Annotated in this window: 17 protein-coding genes; 2 read left to right on the top strand and 15 right to left on the bottom strand. The window is 70.7% G+C overall.

Annotation, left to right across the window (positions count from 1 at the left end; all coding sequences use genetic code 11):
- Positions 1 to 56 precede the first annotated feature (56 nt).
- The gene (locus AB0N06_RS02925) at positions 57 to 1490 is read right to left on the bottom strand and encodes a transcription antitermination factor NusB (protein ID WP_366132996.1); all 1434 of its coding nucleotides are present in this window, start codon (positions 1488 to 1490) and stop codon (positions 57 to 59) included.
- 127 nt (positions 1491 to 1617) lie between these two features.
- On the opposite strand from AB0N06_RS02925, the gene AB0N06_RS02920 reads away from it, so the two are divergent.
- Positions 1618 to 1935 carry a hypothetical protein gene (locus tag AB0N06_RS02920; RefSeq protein ID WP_366132995.1) on the top strand — a complete coding sequence of 106 codons (318 nt, stop codon included), beginning with the start codon at positions 1618 to 1620 and terminating at the stop codon, positions 1933 to 1935.
- A gap of 146 nt (positions 1936 to 2081) precedes the next feature.
- On the opposite strand, the gene fmt is transcribed toward AB0N06_RS02920, so the two are convergent.
- The gene (gene fmt / locus AB0N06_RS02915) at positions 2082 to 3014 is read right to left on the bottom strand and encodes a methionyl-tRNA formyltransferase (RefSeq protein ID WP_366132994.1); all 933 of its coding nucleotides are present in this window, start codon (positions 3012 to 3014) and stop codon (positions 2082 to 2084) included.
- Between the two features lie 334 nt (positions 3015 to 3348).
- On the opposite strand from fmt, the gene AB0N06_RS02910 reads away from it, so the two are divergent.
- Positions 3349 to 3897: a hypothetical protein gene (locus AB0N06_RS02910; RefSeq protein ID WP_366132993.1), complete on the top strand. Its 549-nt coding sequence runs from the start codon at positions 3349 to 3351 to the stop codon at positions 3895 to 3897.
- A gap of 96 nt (positions 3898 to 3993) precedes the next feature.
- Here AB0N06_RS02910 and AB0N06_RS02905 read toward each other — a convergent pair whose 3' ends face one another.
- The 13 genes from AB0N06_RS02905 to AB0N06_RS02845 form a co-directional block, all read right to left on the bottom strand.
- Positions 3994 to 6138 (bottom strand): primosomal protein N', encoded by a 2145-nt coding sequence (locus AB0N06_RS02905; RefSeq protein WP_366132992.1) that lies wholly within the window; start codon positions 6136 to 6138, stop codon positions 3994 to 3996.
- Between the two features lie 123 nt (positions 6139 to 6261).
- Positions 6262 to 7485 carry a methionine adenosyltransferase gene (gene metK / locus AB0N06_RS02900; protein WP_366132991.1) on the bottom strand — a complete coding sequence of 408 codons (1224 nt, stop codon included), beginning with the start codon at positions 7483 to 7485 and terminating at the stop codon, positions 6262 to 6264.
- A 231-nt stretch (positions 7486 to 7716) separates the two neighbouring features.
- A complete protein-coding gene (coaBC, locus tag AB0N06_RS02895) occupies positions 7717 to 8928 on the bottom strand; it encodes a bifunctional phosphopantothenoylcysteine decarboxylase/phosphopantothenate--cysteine ligase CoaBC (protein WP_366132990.1) in 1212 nt (403 codons plus the stop codon).
- A gap of 147 nt (positions 8929 to 9075) precedes the next feature.
- Entirely contained in the window at positions 9076 to 9348 is a 273-nt protein-coding gene (rpoZ, locus tag AB0N06_RS02890) for a DNA-directed RNA polymerase subunit omega (protein WP_003970369.1), read from the bottom strand.
- An 83-nt stretch (positions 9349 to 9431) separates the two neighbouring features.
- Positions 9432 to 10049, bottom strand: a complete 618-nt coding sequence (gmk, locus tag AB0N06_RS02885) for a guanylate kinase (RefSeq protein ID WP_366132989.1) — start codon at positions 10047 to 10049, stop codon at positions 9432 to 9434.
- 38 nt (positions 10050 to 10087) lie between these two features.
- A complete protein-coding gene (locus AB0N06_RS02880; protein ID WP_014157387.1) occupies positions 10088 to 10411 on the bottom strand; it encodes an integration host factor in 324 nt (107 codons plus the stop codon).
- Between the two features lie 244 nt (positions 10412 to 10655).
- Complete coding sequence (gene pyrF, locus AB0N06_RS02875) at positions 10656 to 11495, bottom strand: orotidine-5'-phosphate decarboxylase (protein ID WP_366132988.1); 840 nt, start codon at positions 11493 to 11495, stop codon at positions 10656 to 10658.
- The gene (locus tag AB0N06_RS02870) at positions 11492 to 12601 is read right to left on the bottom strand and encodes a quinone-dependent dihydroorotate dehydrogenase (RefSeq protein ID WP_366132987.1); all 1110 of its coding nucleotides are present in this window, start codon (positions 12599 to 12601) and stop codon (positions 11492 to 11494) included. The genes pyrF and AB0N06_RS02870 overlap by 4 nt, the downstream gene beginning before the upstream one ends.
- A gap of 56 nt (positions 12602 to 12657) precedes the next feature.
- Complete coding sequence (carB, locus tag AB0N06_RS02865) at positions 12658 to 15966, bottom strand: carbamoyl-phosphate synthase large subunit (protein WP_366132986.1); 3309 nt, start codon at positions 15964 to 15966, stop codon at positions 12658 to 12660.
- The gene (gene carA, locus AB0N06_RS02860; RefSeq protein WP_358860739.1) at positions 15959 to 17101 is read right to left on the bottom strand and encodes a glutamine-hydrolyzing carbamoyl-phosphate synthase small subunit; all 1143 of its coding nucleotides are present in this window, start codon (positions 17099 to 17101) and stop codon (positions 15959 to 15961) included. Before carA ends, carB begins: the two co-directional genes overlap by 8 nt.
- Positions 17098 to 17676 carry a hypothetical protein gene (locus tag AB0N06_RS02855; RefSeq protein WP_366132985.1) on the bottom strand — a complete coding sequence of 193 codons (579 nt, stop codon included), beginning with the start codon at positions 17674 to 17676 and terminating at the stop codon, positions 17098 to 17100. The genes carA and AB0N06_RS02855 overlap by 4 nt, the downstream gene beginning before the upstream one ends.
- Positions 17673 to 18986 (bottom strand): dihydroorotase, encoded by a 1314-nt coding sequence (locus AB0N06_RS02850; protein WP_366132984.1) that lies wholly within the window; start codon positions 18984 to 18986, stop codon positions 17673 to 17675. Before AB0N06_RS02850 ends, AB0N06_RS02855 begins: the two co-directional genes overlap by 4 nt.
- Before the next feature lie 2 nt (positions 18987 to 18988).
- Positions 18989 to 19990 carry an aspartate carbamoyltransferase catalytic subunit gene (locus AB0N06_RS02845; RefSeq protein WP_366132983.1) on the bottom strand — a complete coding sequence of 334 codons (1002 nt, stop codon included), beginning with the start codon at positions 19988 to 19990 and terminating at the stop codon, positions 18989 to 18991.
- Positions 19991 to 20056: the final 66 nt, after the last annotated feature.

The following is a 20056-nucleotide window of genomic DNA, read 5'->3' as shown; positions in this document are numbered from 1 at the left end:
TACAGTTCGCGCAATCCCGACCATTCGGCCCGCACCAAGGGCCTGGAAGGTCGCCGTCAGGCTGTACGACGCAACAGCGCGAGGTACATCGCATCCGTGCCGTGCAGATGCGGCCACAGCTGGACGTCGGGTCCGTCTCCCAGCGCGGGCACACCCGGCATCAGTGGACGCGCGTCCACCCACTCCGCCTCGACCGGCTCACCGCCGCGTCCCTTGAGTACGTCCTCGACCACCACCCGGGTCTCCGCGAGATGCGGCGAGCAGGTCGCGTAACCGACGATGCCGCCGACCCGCACGGCCTTCAACGCCTCCCGCAGCAGACCGCGTTGGAGCGGCGCGAAGTTCTCCAGGTCCTCGGCGCGGCGACGCCAGCGGGACTCCGGGCGGCGGCGCAGCGCGCCGAGGCCGGAGCACGGTACGTCCATCAGGACCCGGTCGAAGACGCCGGGCTGCCACGGCGGGCGGGTGCCGTCGGCGGTGATCACCTGGTACGGGCCGGGGTTACCGGCCAGCGCCCGCTCCACGAGGCGGGCCCGGTGGGGTTGCTTCTCGGCGGCCAGCAGCGCGGCTCCGCGTTCGGCGGCGAGGGCAGCGAGCAGGGCGGCCTTGCCACCCGGCCCGGCGCACCCGTCGAGCCAGCGGCTGTCGCTGCCCTCCACCGGCGCGTTGGCGAGGGCGGCGGCCACCAGCTGGCTGCCCTCGTCCTGGACCCCGGCGCGGCCCTCCTGCACGGCGCTCAGGGCGCCGGGCTCGCCGCCCTCCGCCATCCGCACGGCATAGGGCGACCAGCGGCCGGGGAGGCCGTTCTCGTCGCCGAGAGCCGTGAGCAGCTCCTCGGTGGTGGAGCGGCCGGGGCGGGCGACGAGGGTGACCTCGGGCCGCTCGTTGTCGGCCTCGAGGAGGTCCTCGATCCCGGCGCGGCCGCCGCCCAGCGCATCCCAGAGCGCGGAGACGATCCAGCGCGGATGCGAGTGCACGACCGCGAGGTGGTCCTCGGCGTCCTCGTCGTACGACGGGGCGACGCGCGCCACCCAGCCGTCGAGGTCGTCCGCGGCGACCTTCCGCAGCACGGCGTTGACGAACTTGGCGCGCCCCTCGCCGAGCACCACCCGGGCCAGCTCCACGCTGGCGGAGACCGCGGCGTGGGTGGGGATACGGGTGCCGAGCAGCTGGTGCACGCCCATGTTGAGCACGTCGAGAACCGGCGGGTCGACCTCCCGCAGCGGCCGGTCGATGCAGGCCGCGACGATCGCGTCGTACGTCCCTTGGCGGCGCAGCGTCCCGTAGACGAGTTCGGTCGCCAGCGCCGCGTCCCTGGCGTCGAAATCGCCCTTGGCGCGTGCCTTCTTCAGCAGCGGGGGCAGGACGAGGTTGGCGTACGCGTCGCGTTCGTCGACGGCCCTGAGAGCCTCGAAGGCGAGGAACCGGACCGGGTCCTTCTGGGGCCGGCGATGCGGCTTGGCGGGATGGCGACGCTGCTGGTCGTTCACGTGAAAGGTGCTCCGCTGATGGTGAGGGGCGAATCCTCCCAGCGTAATCCCTCCGTACCGGGACAGAGACTGAGTGAGCTGCCGGGACGCCTTGCCCTGCGCGGCGGCGGCAACCGATCATGGGCGGATGAGACCCGCGGTGCATGCGTTCGTCGCCGATGGCCCACTGCCCGACTGGGACGCGAGCGAGGAGGAGATCGCCAGGCGGGACAAGCAGCTGGTGGCCATCTCCCGACCGGTCACGGCGGAGGAGGCGAAGGCGCTGGTGGCCTGCTTCGGGCCCGACGACTGCTACGGCGTCGCGTGGTCGCTGCTGCACCTCATCGAGACCGGTCCGAACCCGGTGCTGACCGCCGAGCCCGCGCCGGGCGCCAATGAGTGGCACCACAGGCTCTGGACACGGGCCGTGAACGGCGGCCTCGTCCCCGGCAACGCGACCGCCTAAGTGCCGTGACCGGCCATGTTCGCCCCATGCGGAGCGTCGTCCGAGCGGGCGTGCCGGGCGGCGCGACGGGGCAAAGCCTGCCGGGAGGGGCGCCAGTGCTGCGACCGGAAAGGTTCACCGGCTCGCAAACCTTTCCGGTCGCAGTACTAGATCCCCACCAGCTCCCCCGGGACGATCCGCACCCCCCGCGCCCAGTCCGCGGCCCGCATCGGCTTCTTGCCCTGCGGCTGGACCCAGAGCAGCTCGACGGCGTGCGATCCGGTGCCGACGTACACATGGTTCTTGGACGCGGACAGCTCACCGGGCGCCAGATCGGCGCGGTCCAAAACCGGCACGGCCTGAATCAGCTTGAGGCGTTCTCCCCGGAAGAGCGTCCATGCACCGGGGGCGGGGGTGCAGCCACGCACCACCCGGTCGACCCTCAGCGCCGGTGCGGACCACTGCACCTGGGCGTCCTCGACGGTGATCTTCGGTGCGAGGGTGACGCCGTCCATAGGCTGCGGCACGGCGTGCAGCGTGCCGTCCTCGATGCCGTCCATGGTCGCGGCGAGCAGCCCGGCACCGGCGAAGGCGAGCCGGGTCAGCAGATCACCGCTGGTGTCCGTGGGCCGCACCTCCTCGGTGAGGACGCCGTACACCGGGCCCGAGTCGAGCCCCTCCTCGATCAGGAAGGTCGAGGCGCCGGTGACCTCGTCGCCGGCCATCACCGCGTGCTGGACGGGGGCCGCGCCGCGCCAGGCGGGCAGCAGCGAGAAGTGGAGGTTGACCCAGCCGCGGGCGGGTACGTCGAGTGCGATCTTGGGCAGCAGCGCCCCGTACGCGACGACCGGACAGCAGTCCGGGGCGATCTCCCGCAGCCGCGCGAGGAAGTCCTCGTCGCGCGGGCGGGCGGGCTTGAGCACCTCGATCCCGGCCTCCTCGGCGCGCTCGGCGACGGGGCTGGCGACCAAGCGGCGCCCCCGCCCCGAAGGTGCGTCGGGGCGGGTGACGACAGCGGCCACCTCGTGGCGGTCGGAGGCGATCAAGGCGTCCAAGGCGGGTACGGCAACCTCAGGGGTGCCTGCGAAGACGAGCTTCATCCGATGGCCTCTCAAGCTGGTACGGGTTTGAGCAGCGCACCAGTCTGTGACGCCTCCGCTCCACGAACGGGGCGGTTTCTCACTTGGCTCACCAGAGCCTCGTGACGGCCAAGCCCTGACCGCTGCCCAGGGGCAGAGCCAGAGCGTACTACGCCGGTGCGGGAACACCGCCCCGCCGGGGGCGTACTCCCGGCCGTGCGCCCCGCGCATCTACACGTACGCCCTTGGAGCGTGACCACATCACCGGGTCACGCGTTGGTCAAGAGAGATTGACCGAAGCGGGCCGCCACGGTGCGGCCCGGCCCCTTTCAACGCCGGTTCGAGAGGCTTCTTCATGGCCGACCACGCAACCCACGACGCCCAAGCGCGGGCCAGCCTGCATCTGTTGGTGCGGGACATCGAACGGGTCCGGCGGCAGGTGGACGCACTGCGCACGCTCACGGCCCAACTGGGCAACGTCTACCGTCCGCGCCGCTCCGGCCCGTCCACGGGCTTCGTCGTCTACGGCAGGGCCCCGGCCCCCACCGTCAGACTGGCCCAGGAACTGCGCGACAGCGTCGAGACCCTGGTGACGGCGGCAGTGGACTTCGACCGCTCGCTGGGCTTCTCCTGGGATGCGGTGGGCTCCGCGCTCGGAGTCACCAAGCAGGCGGTCCACCGGCGCTACGGCGCCCGCCGGAACACCCCGCAGCCGGGAACCACCGAGGTGGCAGCCGAGACCGCAGCGCCACGTCCGCTGCCCGTGACGCCCGGGTCCGGCACGGCTCCGGTGCTGCCCGCCGTACCCGCCGCCCGCTCCATGCCCCCGCAGCCCTCCGCGGACCGGCCGCCCCTGCGCGAGGAACTGCGCCCCGGCGTCTTCCCCGGCCCGCGCAACGGCTGACCGAGTCCCCCTCTGCCCCACCGTGCGCGTGCCTGGCGCGCGGCGGGGCAGTCGTATGTGCGCCGTCCACCGGGCACCGGTGGACGGCGGGCCGGGTCAGCCGATGTCCGGGGGGTCGATCCTGATCCGGACCGGATCACCGCTGCCCCGGGCTGTCCGCGCGGCCTGCGCCGTCTTCAGCGCGGCAGCCAGCGCGGCGCCGCTGCCCGGCGGAACCCTGAGCAGCGCCCGCTCCCAGCTCTCCCCCAACGGCGCGTCCCACGGTCTTCTGGGCCTGCCGGGTTCGGTACCCGGAACCGGGACCGGGCCGAGCACCTCCGCCTCCGGCGGCAGTTCGGCCGCGGCAAGGAACGCCGCGAGCGCCTCCGGCAGGCCGGTCACCGACGCCATCCGGGACACCGGTGGGAAACCCAGTTCGGCGCGTTCCGCCAGCTCGCGGCGGGCGTGGCCGACCGGGTCCCAGCGCACCAGCGCCTGGACCGGCCGCAGGGTCGGTTCGGCGACGATCACCACCGTGCCGCCCTCCGGCTGGCCCTGTACCAGCGAGGCCGCGGCGGTCCAGCGGCGCAGCGCCTCCTCGCCGGCCCGCAGATCGGGGCGGCCGACCATCGCCCAGCCGTCCAGCAGCAGCGCGGCCGCATAACCGCCCTCGGCGACGGGTTCGGCACCCGGGGTACTCACGACCAGCGCGGGCGCGGCCGGCACGGAGTCCAGGATGTGGTCGCGGCCGGACGTCCGCACCGGAACGGCGGGGAAGGCCCGGCCGAGTTCCTCGGCCGTCCGGCGGGCGCCGACGATCCGGGCCCGCAGCCGCTGAGAGCCGCAGGCCACGCAGTGCCAGGCGGTCTCGGCCCGCCCGCACCACGCACAGTTGAGATCCCGCTGGTCCGGCGCCTCCAGCGGCCCGGCGCAGTGGCGGCACCGGGCAGGTTCACGGCAGCGCTCGCAAGCCAGCCGCGGCACGTATCCGCGACGCGGCACCTGGACCAGCACCGGTCCGCGGCGCAGCCCGTCCCGAACGGTCTGCCAGGCGAGACTGGGCAGCCGCGCGGCCCTGGCCGCCTCGTCCCGGGCCAGCTCGCCGTCGCCGACGGTACGCACCAGCGGCGCCGCGATCCGCAGCTGCTCCCGGTCCGCGCGCAGCGGCAGCGCCCAGCCGGTCTCCACCAGCTGGGCGGCCTCCACCGTGCAGCTCGTGCCGCCGAGCAGGAACGCGCACCGGCCGTGCGCGGCCCGCAGCTCCAGGACCTCCCGGACATGCGGGAAGGGGGCGTTGTCGTCGCTGTGGCTCGAGTCCCCGTCGTCCCAGACTGCGACCAGGCCCAGGTCCGCGACCGGCGCGAACATCGCGGCCCGCGTCCCGACCACCGCCCGCACCGATCCGCGCCGCACGGCAAGCCACTCCCGGTACCGCTTCTCGGGTCCGGAATCGGCGGTCAGCAGGGCGTGGCGGCCCACCCCGAGCAGTTCGGTGAGCGCGGAGTCCACACGTCCCGCCGTGCGCCCGTCCGGTACGACGACGAGCGCGCCCCGCCCCGAGGCGAGTGTGGCGGCCACGGCCCTGGCGATCTCCTGGGGCCAGTGCGGCCCGGGCAGCGCGGTCCACACCGCCCGGGGGGCACCGCCCTCGGCCAGCGACTGCAGGAACGCGGGCCCCTGCTCGTACCGCTCCCAGCTCCCGGGCGACGGCGCCGGGGGCGGTGGCAGCGGCTCCGGTGAGGACCTGGACTCGGCCTTTCCGTTCCTGGGCGGCACGGCGAGCTGCAGCACATCGGCGAGGCTGCCGGCGTACCGGTCGGCCACTGCGCGCGACAGGGCGAGCAGCTCGGGTCCGAGCACCGGCTCGGGCGATACGACGTAGGCCAGCGCGGCAAGCGCGCCCGGGTAGTCCGACTCGGCGCGCCGCTCGATGAGGAACCCGTCGATGAGGCCGCCGCCCTCACGGCGCCCAGCGCGGACATTGCGCCCCCCGGCCCCGAACCGCACCCGCACCCGCACCCCGGGCTGCGCCTCGGCGTCGAGCTCCTCCGGCACGGCGTAGTCGAAGTACTGGTCGAGGTGGAGCACGCCCTTGTTGACCAGCACCCGGGCGACGGGCAGCTCCTTCGCGAGCGCGGCGCCCCGCCAGGTCCGCGGTTTGGCCCGCGGCACCTTCGCCTGCCGCACGGTCTCCCGGATGAGCGCAAGCTGCTCCGGCGCCCCGCCGTCGGGCTCCGCAGACTGCTCGTTGTCCCTGCTCACAGCCACATTCCTACCAGACGCCACTGACAGCGGCCCCGTGCGGAACGCCCCGGCCGCACGCACCGGGGCCCGGACACCGCGTGCGGCGTCCGGGCCCCGGCGTACAGAGCGAGTGCGGCAGGCCTACAGACCAGCCGCCGTGCGCAGTGCTTCCACGCGGTCCGTGCGCTCCCAGGTGAAGTCGGGGAGCTCACGGCCGAAGTGGCCGTACGCCGCGGTCTGGGCGTAGATCGGACGCAGCAGGTCGAGGTCGCGGATGATCGCGGCCGGGCGGAGGTCGAAGACCTCGCCGATGGCGTTCTCGATCTTCTCGGTCTCGACCGCGGCGGTGCCGAACGTCTCGACGAACAGGCCCACCGGCTCGGCCTTGCCGATCGCGTACGCGACCTGCACCTCGCAACGGGCCGCGAGGCCCGCCGCGACGACGTTCTTGGCGACCCAGCGCATCGCGTACGCCGCCGAGCGGTCAACCTTCGACGGGTCCTTGCCCGAGAAGGCGCCGCCGCCGTGGCGGGCCATGCCGCCGTACGTGTCGATGATGATCTTGCGGCCGGTCAGACCGGCGTCGCCCATCGGGCCGCCGATCTCGAAGCGGCCGGTCGGGTTGACCAGCAGCCGGTAGCCGTCGGTGTCCAGCTTGATGCCGTCCTCGATCAGCTGCGCGAGGACGTGCTCGACGACGAACTCGCGGATGTCGGGAGCGAGCAGCGAGTCCAGGTCGATGTCGCTGGCGTGCTGCGAGGAGACGACGACGGTGTCGAGGCGGACTGCCTTGTCGCCGTCGTACTCGATGGTGACCTGGGTCTTGCCGTCGGGGCGCAGGTACGGGATGGTCCCGTTCTTGCGGACCTCGGACAGCCGGCGGGAGAGCCGGTGCGCGATGTAGACCGGGAGCGGCATGAGCTCGGGCGTCTCGTCGCAGGCGTAGCCGAACATCAGGCCCTGGTCGCCCGCGCCCTGCTTGTCGAGCTCGTCCTCCTCGTCCCTCCGGGAGGCGCCCTCGACCCGCTTCTCGTAGGCGGTGTCGACACCCTGAGCGATGTCGGGCGACTGTGCCCCGATGGACACCGAGACGCCGCAGGAGGCGCCGTCGAAGCCCTTCTTCGAGGAGTCGTAGCCGATCTCCAGGATCTTGTTGCGCACCAGAGTCGGGATGTCGGCGTAGGCCTTGGTCGTGACCTCACCCGCGACGTGCACCAGACCGGTGGTGATCAAGGTCTCGACGGCGACGCGCGAAGTCGGGTCCTCGCGCAGGAGGGCGTCGAGAATGGTGTCACTGATCTGGTCAGCGATCTTGTCGGGGTGACCCTCGGTAACGGATTCCGAGGTGAAGAGACGGCGGGACACATCGCTCCCTGGGGTTGCAGCGGCTGCTGGCTGATCATTGGCGGACGGCCGGGAGCTGCGCCCGGCACGTCCGGGACCAGTTTATCGGTCGCCGCCACCTGCCGGACCATGTATCTCGCCCTTTGGGAGTTCTGTGACCTGCGGCACCAATGTCCACGGTACGAGAATCACCCTCCGGAGAAGCCACTGACGCCCGGATATGGATGGTTTTTCACCAATCTGAGACCTTAATCACGCCTGGGATGAGAAGCGGGCCGACACGAGATCCCAGACCGTGTCGGCGAGCCCCTCCTTGGGGCCGTACGGCACCGGGGTCTCGCCACCGTCGGCCGCCAGGATCACCGCCTCGTTCTCCTCGGAGCCGAAGGTCTTGCGCTCCCCCACCTCATTGACGACGAGCAGGTCACAGCCTTTGCGCAGGAGCTTCTCGCGGCCGTTGGCGAGCACGTTGTCGGTCTCGGCGGCGAACCCGACGACGATCTGGTCCGGCGTCGCCCGCTCGGCGGAGACCTCGGCGAGGATGTCCGGATTGCGGACGAGCAGGATCGGCGCGGGCTCCTGGCCGTCCTTCTTCTTGATCTTCCCCTCGGCGTACTCGACCGGTCGGAAATCGGCGACCGCGGCCGCCATCACCACGACATCAGCGTCGGACGCGGCCTTCAGTACGGCTTCTCGCAGCTGCACCGCGGTGCCGACCCGTACGACATCGGCGCCCGACGGATCGGGCAGTCCGGTGTTGGCCTCGATGAGCGTGACCCTGGCCCCGCGGGCGACCGCGGTACGGGCCAGCGCGTACCCCTGCTTCCCGGAGGAGCGGTTGCCGAGGTAGCGGACCGGGTCGAGCGGCTCCCGCGTACCGCCCGCGCTGATCACCACATGGCGGCCCACCAGGTCCGGCGCGACGGGCCCGCGGGCCAGCACCCGGCGGCAGACCTCGAAGATCTCACCGGGATCGGGCAGCCGCCCCTTGCCGGTGTCGACGCCGGTGAGCCGGCCGACGGCGGGCTCGATGACGACGGCTCCACGCCGGCGCAGCGTCGCGACGTTCTCCTGGGTGGCGGGGTGCTCCCACATCTCGGTATGCATGGCGGGCGCGAAGACCACCGGACAGCGAGCGGTGAGGAGCGTGTTGGTGAGCAGGTCGTCGGCGAGACCGTGGGCGGCCTTGGCAAGCATGTCGGCGGTGGCGGGGGCGACCACGACGAGGTCGGCACCCTGCCCGATGCGGACGTGCGGCACCTCGTGGACGTCGTTCCACACCGCGGTCGACACCGGGTGGCCGGAGAGCGCCGACCAGGTGGCGGCGCCCACGAACTGGAGCGCGGATCCGGTCGGGACGACCCGTACGTCATGACCGGACTCGGTCAGCCGTCGCAGCAGCTCGCACGCCTTGTAGGCGGCGATGCCCCCGCTGACCCCCAGAACGACCTTCGGCTTCTCCACTGCGTCTCCCCGCACTCGGGTACGTACTCGGACACGTACAACCCCCATGCTGCCTCACGGCACCGAAGGCACCGCCACGCCCCCGGACACACCACAGGCCCGGCAATGGTGGCCGCCGGGCCTGTGGTGAAGGTGCTTTGTTCCTGCTTACTGAGCGGGGCCTTCGATGGCCTCGGAGGTCAGCAGGCCCGCGTTGATCTCGCGGAGCGCGATCGAGAGCGGCTTCTCGTGCACGTGGGTGTCGACGAGCGGACCGACGTACTCGAGGAGACCTTCGCCGAGCTGCGAGTAGTACGCGTTGATCTGACGCGCACGCTTGGCGGCGTAGATCACAAGGCTGTACTTCGAGTCGGTGGCCTCAAGGAGCTCATCAATCGGCGGGTTGATGATGCCCTCGGGCGTGGTGATGGAAGAGGACACTCTCTGCCTTCCGAAGGGGGTAAAGATCAAAGAAATCTTTGATACTGCGGATTCCGCCGGGGTGGTGCTCCGGTTCGGCTGGTTCAGGCGCTGCTGTCACGGCGGGCGGAAGCCTGAAGCATCAAGGCTAGCAGCTCACGTGATACGTCCTCGACGGAGGTGTTGACCAGCGTCGTATCGAACTCCGAATCGGCGGCGAGCTCGACCTTCGCTGCGGCAAGCCGACGCTCGATCACCTCGGGCGCCTCGGTCCCGCGGCCGGTGAGCCGGCGCACCAGCTCGTCCCAGCTCGGCGGGGCGAGGAAGACCAGCTGCGCGTCGGGCATCGACTGGCGGACCAGCCGGGCACCCTGGAGATCGATCTCCAGGAGAACCGGCTCGCCCGCGTCGAGGCGTTCGACCACAGCGCGGCGCGGCGTGCCGTACCGGTTGCCGGCGAATTCGGCCCACTCCAGCAGTTCGCCGTTGGCGATCAGCTTGTCGAACTCGTCGTTGTCCACGAAGAAGTAGTGGACACCGTTGCGCTCCCCTGGGCGCGGCTTCCGGGTCGTCGCCGACACCGAGAGCCAGACATCGGGGTGCGCCTTTCGCATGTGAGCGACGACCGTGCTCTTGCCGACACCGGAGGGGCCGGAGAGCACGGTCAGCCGCGGACGTACGTCCGGGGGTACGGGGGACGTCCCCCGGGATGTTGCAGCCATGGAGCGATTATCCCCGTTCTCAGGGGTGCCTGAGAACGTCAGGCGGCGGAGCCGCCGAACTCTCGCTCCAAGGACGCGATCTGGTTGGAGCCGAGACCCCGCACACGGCGGCTCTCGGAGATCCCGAGCCGCTCCATGATCTGCTTGGCGCGGACCTTGCCCACGCCGGGCAGGGACTCCAGAAGGGCGGAGACCTTCATCTTGCCGATGACGTCGTTCTCCTGGCCCTGCTTGATGACCTCGTGGAGCGAGGCGCCGGAGTGCTTGAGTCGATTCTTGACCTCGGCCCGCTCCCGGCGAGCCGCGGCGGCCTTTTCGAGCGCGGCTGCGCGCTGTTCAGGGGTAAGGGGCGGAAGAGCCACGCCTACGTCACCTCGGATGTCGATCTGTCGGATACGGACCAGTGAGGAACCTAGTCGCCCCACACCGGGTGAGCAACGAACAACCTGTGCACGTTGACTCTCGTCGGAGACTAGCGGCCAAGGCCGCCGGAGTCAGCGAGAACAGACGAAAAGTCCTGGTCAGCCTCAGCCGACCAGGACATTTCAGACATAACAACCGAGTTTTCAGGTCATGATTCCGTCAACACGCTGTTACATGGCATGGTCAGTTTTCCTGAACGGCTGCACGGACCTCGTCCGTGAGCCGTTCGGCGGCTTCGCGCAGCCCGGACGCGTCCGGTCCGTGACGCAGCACGCCCCGGCTCACGCTCGGCAGCACGTTGCCCACCGCGGCACCGAAGACACCCGGCAGATCGGCGGGGGTGGCACCCTGGGCGCCGATCCCGGGGGCCAGCAGCGGTCCGTTGACCGCCAGATCCACGCCCGCGTCGCCGAGCGTGGCGCCGATCACGACGCCGACCGAGCCGAGCGGCTCGGCACCCTCGTTCTCGGCGGCCACGTGGTCGAGCATCACCTGGGCCAGCGACCGGCCGTCCGCGGCAGTGGCGCGCTGCACCTCGGCGCCCTCGGGGTTGGAGGTGAGTCCGAGGACGAAGACGCCCGCACCGGAGAGGACGGCCGCGTCGAGCGCCGGGCGCAGCGAGCCGAAGCCGAGGTACGGCGAGACGGTGAGCGCGTCGGAGAACAGCGGCGAGTCCTTGTCCAGGTAGGTCTCCGCGTAGGCGCCCATGGTGGAGCCGATGTCGCCGCGCTTGGCGTCCATCAGGACGAGCGCGCCGGCCGCCCGCGCCTCCTCGACGCCCTTCTCCAGGACGGCGATGCCGCGCGAGCCGAACCGCTCGAAGAACGCGGACTGCGGCTTGAGAACGGCCACCCGGTCGGCCAGCGCCTCGACGACGGTGCGGGTGAAGCGCTCCAGGCCCGCGATGTCGTCGTTCAGACCCCAGGAGGCGAGCAGCGAGGCGTGCGGGTCGATGCCGACGCAGAGCGGCCCGCGGATGTCCATGGCGCGGCGCAGGCGTGCGCCGAAGGGTTCAAGAGTCACTTCGTGGCCTTCCGGGTCTCGGCGCCGACGGCCTCGGCGAGGGTGGCGTACGGGGAAGCGGCGAGGCGTGCGGCCAGGCCCTTGTGGATCGCGCGGGCGTAGAACGGGCCCTCGTAGATGAAGGCGCTGTAGCCCTGGACGAGGGTGGCGCCGGCAAGGATGCGCTGCCAGGCGTCCTCGGCGGTCTCGATGCCGCCGACGCCCACCAGGGTGATCTCGTCGCCGACCCGCGTGTAGAGGCGCCGCAGGACCTCCAGGGAGCGCGCCTTGAGGGGCGCGCCGGAGAGTCCACCGGTCTCCTTGACGAGCGACGGTGAGGACTTCAGCCCGAGGCCGTCGCGGGCGATGGTGGTGTTGGTGGCGATGATGCCGTCCAGGCCGAGCTCGACCGCGAGGTCGGCGACCGCGTCGACGTCCTCGTCGGCGAGGTCGGGGGCGATCTTGACGAGGAGCGGGACCCGGCGCTCGGTGACGGTCCGGTCGGCCGCCTCGCGCACGGCGGTGAGCAGCGGGCGCAGCGCCTCGGTGGCCTGGAGGTTGCGCAGACCGGGCGTGTTGGGCGAGGAGACGTTGACGACGAGGTAGTCGGCGTGGCGGGCGAGCCGCTCGGTGGACTTCACGTAGTCGCCGACGGCCTCGGCCTCCGGCACGACCTTGGTCTTGCCGATGTTGACGCCGACCGTCGTCCGGAAGACGGGGTTACGGGCGGCCAGGCGCTCGGCCACGGCCGCGGAGCCCTCGTTGTTGAACCCCATGCGGTTGATCAGCGCACGGTCCGCCACGAGGCGGAAGAGGCGCTTCTTGGGGTTGCCGGGCTGTGGCTCGCCGGTGACCGTACCGATCTCGATGTGGTCGAAGCCGAGCATCGACATGCCGTCGATCGCGACGGCGTTCTTGTCGAAGCCCGCGGCGAGGCCGAACGGGCCGTGCATGCGCAGACCGAGGGCCTCGGTGCGCAGCTCCTTGTAGCGGGTTGCGAGCACCGAGGCGACGTAGGTGCGCAGGACGGGGATGCGGGCCGCGAGGCGGATCCACCGGAAGGCCAGGTAGTGGGCCTGCTCCGGGTCCATCCGCTTGAAGACCAGCCGGAAGAAGAACTTGTACATGGGAGTGTCCTCACAGAGAGGGGGACACCGTTTCCGGTGTCCCCCTGCTGGGCTGCCTAGTCGCGGGCCGCGGTCAGATGTTCCGCGTGTTCCTGGAGGGAACGTACGCCGACGTCTCCGTGGGTGAGCGCGTCGATGCCCTGGACCGCGGCGGCGAGCGCCTGGACCGTGGTCAGGCACGGCACCGCGCGGGCCACGGCCGCGGTACGGATCTCGTAGCCGTCGAGGCGGCCGCCCGTCCCGTACGGCGTGTTGACGATCAGGTCGACCTCGCCGTCGTGGATGAGCTGGACGATGGTCCTCTCGCCGTTCGGGCCCTCGCCCTCGGACTGCTTGCGCACGACGGTGGCGTTGATGCCGTTGCGCTTGAGGACCTCGGCGGTGCCGGAGGTGGCCATCAGCTCGAAGCCGTGGGCGACCAGCTCACGGGCCGGGAAGATCATCGAGCGCTTGTCACGGTTGGCGACGGAGATGAAGGCACGGCCCTTGGTGGGCAGCGGGCCGTACGCGCCGGCCTGCGACTTGGCGTACGCCGTGCCAAAGACCGAGTCGATGCCCATGACCTCACCGGTGGAGCGCATCTCCGGGCCGAGGACCGTGTCGACGCCGCGGCCGTGGATGTCGCGGAACCGCGACCACGGCATGACGGCCTCCTTGACAGAGATCGGCGCGTCGAGCGGCAGGGTGCCGCCGTCGCCGTTCCGCGGCAGCAGGCCCTCCTCGCGGAGCTCGGCGACCGTCGCGCCCAGCGAGATGCGGGCGGCGGCCTTGGCGAGCGGCACCGCGGTCGCCTTCGACGTGAAGGGGACGGTACGGGAGGCACGCGGGTTGGCCTCCAGGACGTACAGGATGTCGCCGGAGAGCGCGAACTGAATGTTGATCAGCCCACGCACGCCGACGCCCTTGGCGATGCCCTCGGTGGAGGCGCGCAGCCGCTTGATGTCGTAGCCGCCGAGGGTGATCGGGGGCAGCGCACAGGCGGAGTCGCCGGAGTGGATGCCGGCCTCCTCGATGTGCTCCATGACGCCGCCGAGGTAGAGCTCGGTGCCGTCGTAGAGCGCGTCGACGTCGATCTCGATGGCGTCGTCGAGGAAGCGGTCGACCAGGACCGGCCGGGTAGGGCTGATCTCGGTGGACTCGGCGATGTACGAGGAGAGCCGCGTCTCGTCGTACACGATCTCCATGCCACGGCCGCCGAGCACGTACGACGGGCGCACGAGGACGGGGTAACCGATCTCGTCGGCGATGGACTTGGCCTCTGCGAACGTGGTGGCGGTGCCGTGCTTCGGGGCCGGGAGTCCGGCCTCGGCCAGGACACGGCCGAACGCGCCGCGGTCCTCGGCTGCGTGGATCGCCTCCGGGGAGGTGCCGACGACCGGCACCCCGTTGTCCTTGAGCGCCTGCGACAGACCCAGCGGGGTCTGGCCGCCGAGCTGGACGATGACACCGGCGATCGGGCCCGCGAGGGACTCGGCGTGCACGATCTCCAGCACGTCCTCGAGCGTCAGCGGCTCGAAGTAAAGGCGGTCGGAGGTGTCGTAGTCCGTGGAGACGGTCTCCGGGTTGCAGTTGACCATCACGGTCTCGTAGCCCGCGTCGCTCAGCGCGAAGGAGGCGTGGACGCAGGAGTAGTCGAACTCGATGCCCTGACCGATGCGGTTGGGGCCGGAGCCGAGGATGATCACCGCGGGCTTGGTGCGGGTCGCGACCTCGCTCTCCTCGTCGTACGAGGAGTAGAAGTACGGCGTGTTCGCGGCGAATTCGGCGGCGCAGGTGTCGACCGTCTTGTACACCGGGCGGATGCCGAGGGCGTGCCGCACCTCGCGGACGACGTCCTCGCGCAGACCGCGGATCTCGGCGATCTGGACATCGGAGAATCCGTGCCGTTTGGCCTCGGCGAGCAGCTCGGGACCGAGCTTGTCGGCGGCGGCCAGCTCGTCGGCGATCTCCTTGATCAGGAAGAGCTGGTCGACGAACCAGGGGTCGATCTTCGTGGCGTCGAAGACTTCTTCCTGGGTGGCGCCGGCCCGGATCGCCTGCATGACCGTGTTGATCCGGCCGTCGGTCGGGCGGACCGCTTCGGCCAGCAGCTCGGCCTTGTCGCCGGGCTCACCGGTGAAGGCGAACTGCGAACCCTTCTTCTCCAAGGAGCGCAGCGCCTTCTGGAGCGCCTCGGTAAAGTTGCGGCCGATCGCCATGGCCTCGCCCACCGACTTCATGGTGGTGGTGAGGGTCGAGTCGGCGGACGGGAACTTCTCGAAGGCGAACCGCGGGGCCTTGACGACGACATAGTCGAGCGTCGGCTCAAAGGAGGCCGGGGTCTTCTCGGTGATGTCGTTGGGGATCTCGTCCAGCGTGTAGCCGACGGCCAGCTTGGCGGCGATCTTGGCGATCGGGAAGCCGGTGGCCTTCGACGCCAGCGCCGAGGAGCGGGAGACGCGCGGGTTCATCTCGATCACGATGACCCGGCCGTCGGTCGGGTCGATGGCGAACTGGATGTTGCAGCCGCCGGTGTCGACGCCGACCTCGCGGATGATCGCGATGCCGATGTCGCGCAGCCGCTGGTACTCACGGTCGGTGAGCGTCATCGCCGGGGCGACGGTGATCGAGTCACCCGTGTGGACGCCCATCGGGTCGAAGTTCTCGATGGAGCAGACGACCACGACGTTGTCGTGCTTGTCGCGCATCAGCTCCAGCTCGTACTCCTTCCAGCCGAGGATGGACTCCTCCAGGAGCACCTCGGTGGTCGGGGAGAGCGTGAGGCCCTGACCGGCGATCCGGCGCAGCTCCTCCTCGTCGTGCGCGAAGCCGGAGCCGGCGCCGCCCATCGTGAAGGAGGGGCGGACGACGACGGGGTAGCCGCCGAGCGTGTCGACGCCCTGGAGCACGTCGTCCATCGTGTGGCAGATGACCGAGCGGGCGGACTCGCCGTGACCGATCTTCGCGTTGACGGCCTCGACGACGCCCTTGAAGAGGTCGCGGTCCTCGCCCTTGTTGATGGCTTCGACATTGGCGCCGATGAGCTCGACACCGTACTTCTCCAGAACACCGTTCTCGTGCATGGAGATCGCGGTGTTGAGCGCGGTCTGGCCGCCCAGCGTCGGGAGCAGCGCGTCGGGGCGCTCCTTGGCGATGATCTTCTCGACGAACTCGGGGGTGATCGGCTCGACGTACGTGGCGTCGGCGATCTCCGGGTCGGTCATGATCGTCGCCGGGTTGGAGTTCACCAGGATGACGCGCAGGCCCTCGGCCTTGAGGACGCGGCAGGCCTGGGTGCCGGAGTAGTCGAACTCGGCGGCCTGACCGATGACGATCGGGCCGGAGCCGATGACCAGGACGGACTGGATATCGGAGCGCTTAGGCACGCTGGCCCTCCATCAGGGATACGAAGCGGTCGAAGAGGTACGCGGCGTCGTGCGGGCCCGCGGCTGCTTCGGGGTGGTACTGGACGCTGAAGGCCGGCTGGTCGAGGAGTTGCAGCCCCTCGACGACCTGGTCGTTCAGACAGACGTGGGAGACCTCGGCGCGGCCGAACTTCGTGTCCGACACCTTGTCCAGCGGGGCGTCGACGGCGAAGCCGTGGTTGTGCGCGGTGACCTCGACCTTGCCGGTCGTGCGGTCCTGCACCGGCTGGTTGATGCCGCGGTGGCCGTACTTGAGCTTGTACGTGCCGAAGCCGAGCGCGCGGCCCAGGATCTGGTTGCCGAAGCAAATACCGAAGAGCGGCGTCTTCCGCTCCAGGACGCCCTGCATGACGGAGACCGGGTGGTCGGCAGTGGCCGGGTCGCCGGGGCCGTTGGAGAAGAAGACTCCGTCGGGCTGGACCGCGTACACCTCGTCGAGGGTGGCGGTGGCGGGCAGGACGTGCACCTCGATGCCGCGCTCGGCCATCCGGTGCGGGGTCATGCCCTTGATGCCGAGGTCGATCGCGGCGACGGTGAACTTCTTGGTGCCGATCGCGGGGACGACGTACGTCTCCTTGGTCGCGACCTCGGCGGAGAGGTCGGCTCCCACCATCTCGGGGGCTTCCAGCACCCGGGCCAGCAGCGTGGCCTCGTCGGCGACCGCGTCGCCGGAGAAGATGCCGACGCGCATGGCGCCGCGCTCGCGCAGGTGGCGGGTGAGGGCGCGGGTGTCGATGCCGCTGATGCCGACGACGCCCTGACGCTCCAGCTCCTCGTCGAGCGAACGCTGCGAGCGCCAGTTGGACGGCACCCGTGCGGGGTCGCGCACCACGTAGCCGGAGACCCAGATCTGCTGGGACTCGGGGTCCTCGTCGTTCACCCCGGTGTTGCCGACGTGCGGGGCGGTCATCACGACGACCTGGCGGTGGTACGAGGGGTCGGTCAGGGTCTCCTGGTAGCCGGTCATGCCGGTGGAGAACACCGCCTCGCCGAAGGTCTCCCCCACGGCCCCGTAGGCGCGGCCGCGGAAGGCGCGGCCGTCCTCCAGGACGAGTACGGCGGGAGCTTTGGCGGCTCCCCGGGTGGAGATGGTCATCGTGCGGTGCCTTCCGTAGTGCTGGTGAGGTGGTGAATGGCGTCGACCCAGGCCGGGTGTTCGGCCGAGCGGTCGGAGCGGAAGCCGGAGTCGATCAGCTTGTCGCCGAGCGCCCAGGTGATGATCAGCAGGCCGCCCTCGGGGAGGACCTTGCCCGCGATGCCCTTGTCGAGCCGGGCGTCACGCAGCTGCGCGGCCGGGACGAAGAAGTCGGCTGCTCCGGGGCGTACGACGTCGAGTCCCTGCTCGGTCAGCGTGAGCTCCACGCGGCTGCGGGTACCGAGGCCGTGGGCGACGATCCGGTCGAGCCACTGCCCGGCGGTCGTCGAGGCGTGGTAGCGGCCGGTCATCGTCAGGAGCGGCTCCCCGTCGGAGTACCCCTCCGGTGTGGCGGGCAGCTCCGGCAGATCGGACTGCAGGCTCCCCCGCCACTTCCACCCCTGGCGCATCAGCCAGTAGATGAAGGCGATGAAGACGATCAGTCCGATCACCCAGCTGATGCGGGCGGGCCAATCGGTCACGTCCGCCGACTTCTGCTCGGCGGCCAGCTGGTACAGGGGGGTCAGTGATGTCACGCGAGCTTCCCGTCGACGACCGTGGCACGGCCCCGCAGGAAGGTATGGGTGACGCGACCCGGCAGCTCGCGCCCCTCGTACGGGGTGTTGCGGCTGCGGGAGGCGAAGCCCGCGGGGTCCACGACTCCACGGTATGCCGGATCGACCAGCGTGAGGTTGGCAGGCTCACCGGCCGAGACGGGGCGGCCGTGTCCGTCGAGCCGGCCGATGGCGGCCGGGCGGAACGACATCCGGTCGGCGACGCCCGCCCAGTCGAGGAGCCCCGTCTCGACCATCGTCTGCTGGACGACGGAGAGCGCGGTCTCCAGACCCACCATGCCCATGGCGGCCGCGGCCCACTCGCAGTCCTTGTCCTCGTGCGGGTGCGGGGCATGGTCGGTGGCGACGCAGTCGATCGTGCCGTCGGCGAGTGCCTCGCGCAGGGCCAGCACGTCGGCCTCGGTGCGCAGCGGGGGGTTCACCTTGTAGACCGGGTTGTACGACCGTACGAGCTCGTCGGTGAGCAGCAGGTGGTGCGGGGTGACCTCGGCGGTCACGTTCCAGCCCTTGGACTTGGCCCAGCGGACGATCTCCACCGAGCCGGCGGTCGACAGGTGGCAGATGTGCACCCGGGAGCCGACGTGGGCGGCGAGGAGAACATCGCGGGCGATGATCGACTCCTCGGCGACGGCCGGCCATCCACCGAGACCGAGCTCGGCCGAGACGATGCCCTCGTTCATCTGGGCGCCCTCGGTCAGGCGGGGCTCCTGGGCGTGCTGGGCGACGACACCGTCGAACGCCTTCACGTACTCCAGCGCGCGCCGCATGATCACCGCGTCGTCGACACACTTGCCGTCGTCGGAGAAGACTTTCACTCCAGCGGCCGAATCGTGCATGGCGCCGAGTTCGGCGAGCTGCTTGCCCTCCAGCCCGACGGTGACGGCGCCGATCGGCTGCACGTCGCAGTACCCGGACTCCTTGCCGAGCCGCCAGACCTGCTCGACGACACCGGCGGTGTCGGCGACCGGGAAGGTGTTGGCCATGGCGTGCACGGCGGTGAAGCCACCGACCGCCGCCGCCTTGGTGCCGGTGAGAACGGTCTCGGAGTCCTCGCGCCCGGGCTCACGCAGATGGGTGTGCAGGTCGACCAGACCGGGCAGCAGAATCTGCCCCTCGGCCTCGACGACGGTCGCGTCGCCGGCGTCGATACCGGCACCACTCCAGTCGATTTCGCCCTGCCGGGCGATGGCGGCAATGGTCTCGCCGTCGATCAGGACGTCCTGGGGCTCGCCGCCGAGGACCTTCGCGCCGCGGATAAGGATCTTGCTCATGATTACTTGTTCTCCTCGGAATCAGCGGGGCGCGCAGCGTTTCGATCAAGGGTGGTGGCGGGCTCGGACCCACCCAGCAGCAGATAGAGCACCGCCATCCGGATGGAGACGCCGTTGGCGACCTGCTCGACGGCCGTGCAGCGGTCGGAGTCGGCGACCTCGGCGGTGATCTCCATGCCGCGGACCATCGGGCCGGGGTGCATGACGATGGCGTGCTCCGGCATCTTGGCCATGCGCTCGCCGTCCAGGCCGTAGCGGCGGGAGTACTCGCGCTCGGTCGGGAAGTACGCGGCGTTCATCCGTTCACGCTGCACACGCAGCATCATCACCGCGTCGGACTTCGGCAGCACCTCGTCGAGGCTGTAGCTGACTTCGCAGGGCCACTGCTCCACACCCACCGGCACGAGGGTCGGCGGGGCCACCAGGGTGACGTGGGCGCCGAGCGTGTGCAGCAGGTGGACATTGGAGCGGGCGACCCGGCTGTGCAGGACGTCGCCGACGATGGTGATCCGCCGTCCGTCCAGGTCCCGGCCCAGGCCGGCATCGGCGCCCACCAGTCGGCGACGCATGGTGAACGCGTCGAGCAACGCCTGGGTGGGGTGCTCATGGGTGCCGTCACCGGCGTTGACGACGGCGCCGTCGATCCAGCCGGACGTCGCGAGGCGGTACGGGGCGCCGGAGGCACCGTGCCGGATGACGACGGCGTCGGCGCCCATCGCCTCCAGGGTCAGCGCGGTGTCCTTGAGCGACTCGCCCTTGGAGACCGACGAGCCCTTCGCGGAGAAGTTGATGACATCGGCGGAGAGGCGCTTGGCAGCGGCCTCGAAGGAGATGCGGGTGCGCGTCGAGTCCTCGAAGAAGAGGTTGACGACGGTACGGCCGCGCAGGGTCGGGAGTTTCTTGATCGGCCGGTCCGCTACCCGGGCCATCTCCTCGGCGGTGTCGAGGATCAGGACGGCGTCGTCGCGGGTGAGGTCGGCGGCCGAGATGAGGTGACGCTTCATCTGGGTGTTCTCCTGGAGAGTTCAGGCATGCGGGCGTGCAGAAGCCGTCGTACGACTGGTGCGTCG

Origin of the sequence: Streptomyces sp. NPDC051020 (assembly GCF_040683105.1) — a bacterium.
GTDB lineage: Bacteria > Actinomycetota > Actinomycetes > Streptomycetales > Streptomycetaceae > Streptomyces.
This window is presented reverse-complemented; position numbering and strand designations above follow the sequence as displayed.

What these genes read in the sequence shown, in the direction of transcription:
- AB0N06_RS02920 (WP_366132995.1), top strand. Translation starts at nt 1,618, where the DNA reads ATGAGACCCGCGGTGCATGCGTTCGTCGCCGATGGCCCACTGCCCGAC.
- fmt (WP_366132994.1), bottom strand. Translation starts at nt 3,014, where the DNA reads ATGAAGCTCGTCTTCGCAGGCACCCCTGAGGTTGCCGTACCCGCCTTG.
- AB0N06_RS02910 (WP_366132993.1), top strand. Translation starts at nt 3,349, where the DNA reads ATGGCCGACCACGCAACCCACGACGCCCAAGCGCGGGCCAGCCTGCAT.
- gmk (WP_366132989.1), bottom strand. Translation starts at nt 10,049, where the DNA reads ATGGCTGCAACATCCCGGGGGACGTCCCCCGTACCCCCGGACGTACGT.
- AB0N06_RS02870 (WP_366132987.1), bottom strand. Translation starts at nt 12,601, where the DNA reads ATGTACAAGTTCTTCTTCCGGCTGGTCTTCAAGCGGATGGACCCGGAG.
- carA (WP_358860739.1), bottom strand. Translation starts at nt 17,101, where the DNA reads ATGACCATCTCCACCCGGGGAGCCGCCAAAGCTCCCGCCGTACTCGTC.
- AB0N06_RS02850 (WP_366132984.1), bottom strand. Translation starts at nt 18,986, where the DNA reads ATGAGCAAGATCCTTATCCGCGGCGCGAAGGTCCTCGGCGGCGAGCCC.
- AB0N06_RS02845 (WP_366132983.1), bottom strand. Translation starts at nt 19,990, where the DNA reads ATGAAGCGTCACCTCATCTCGGCCGCCGACCTCACCCGCGACGACGCC.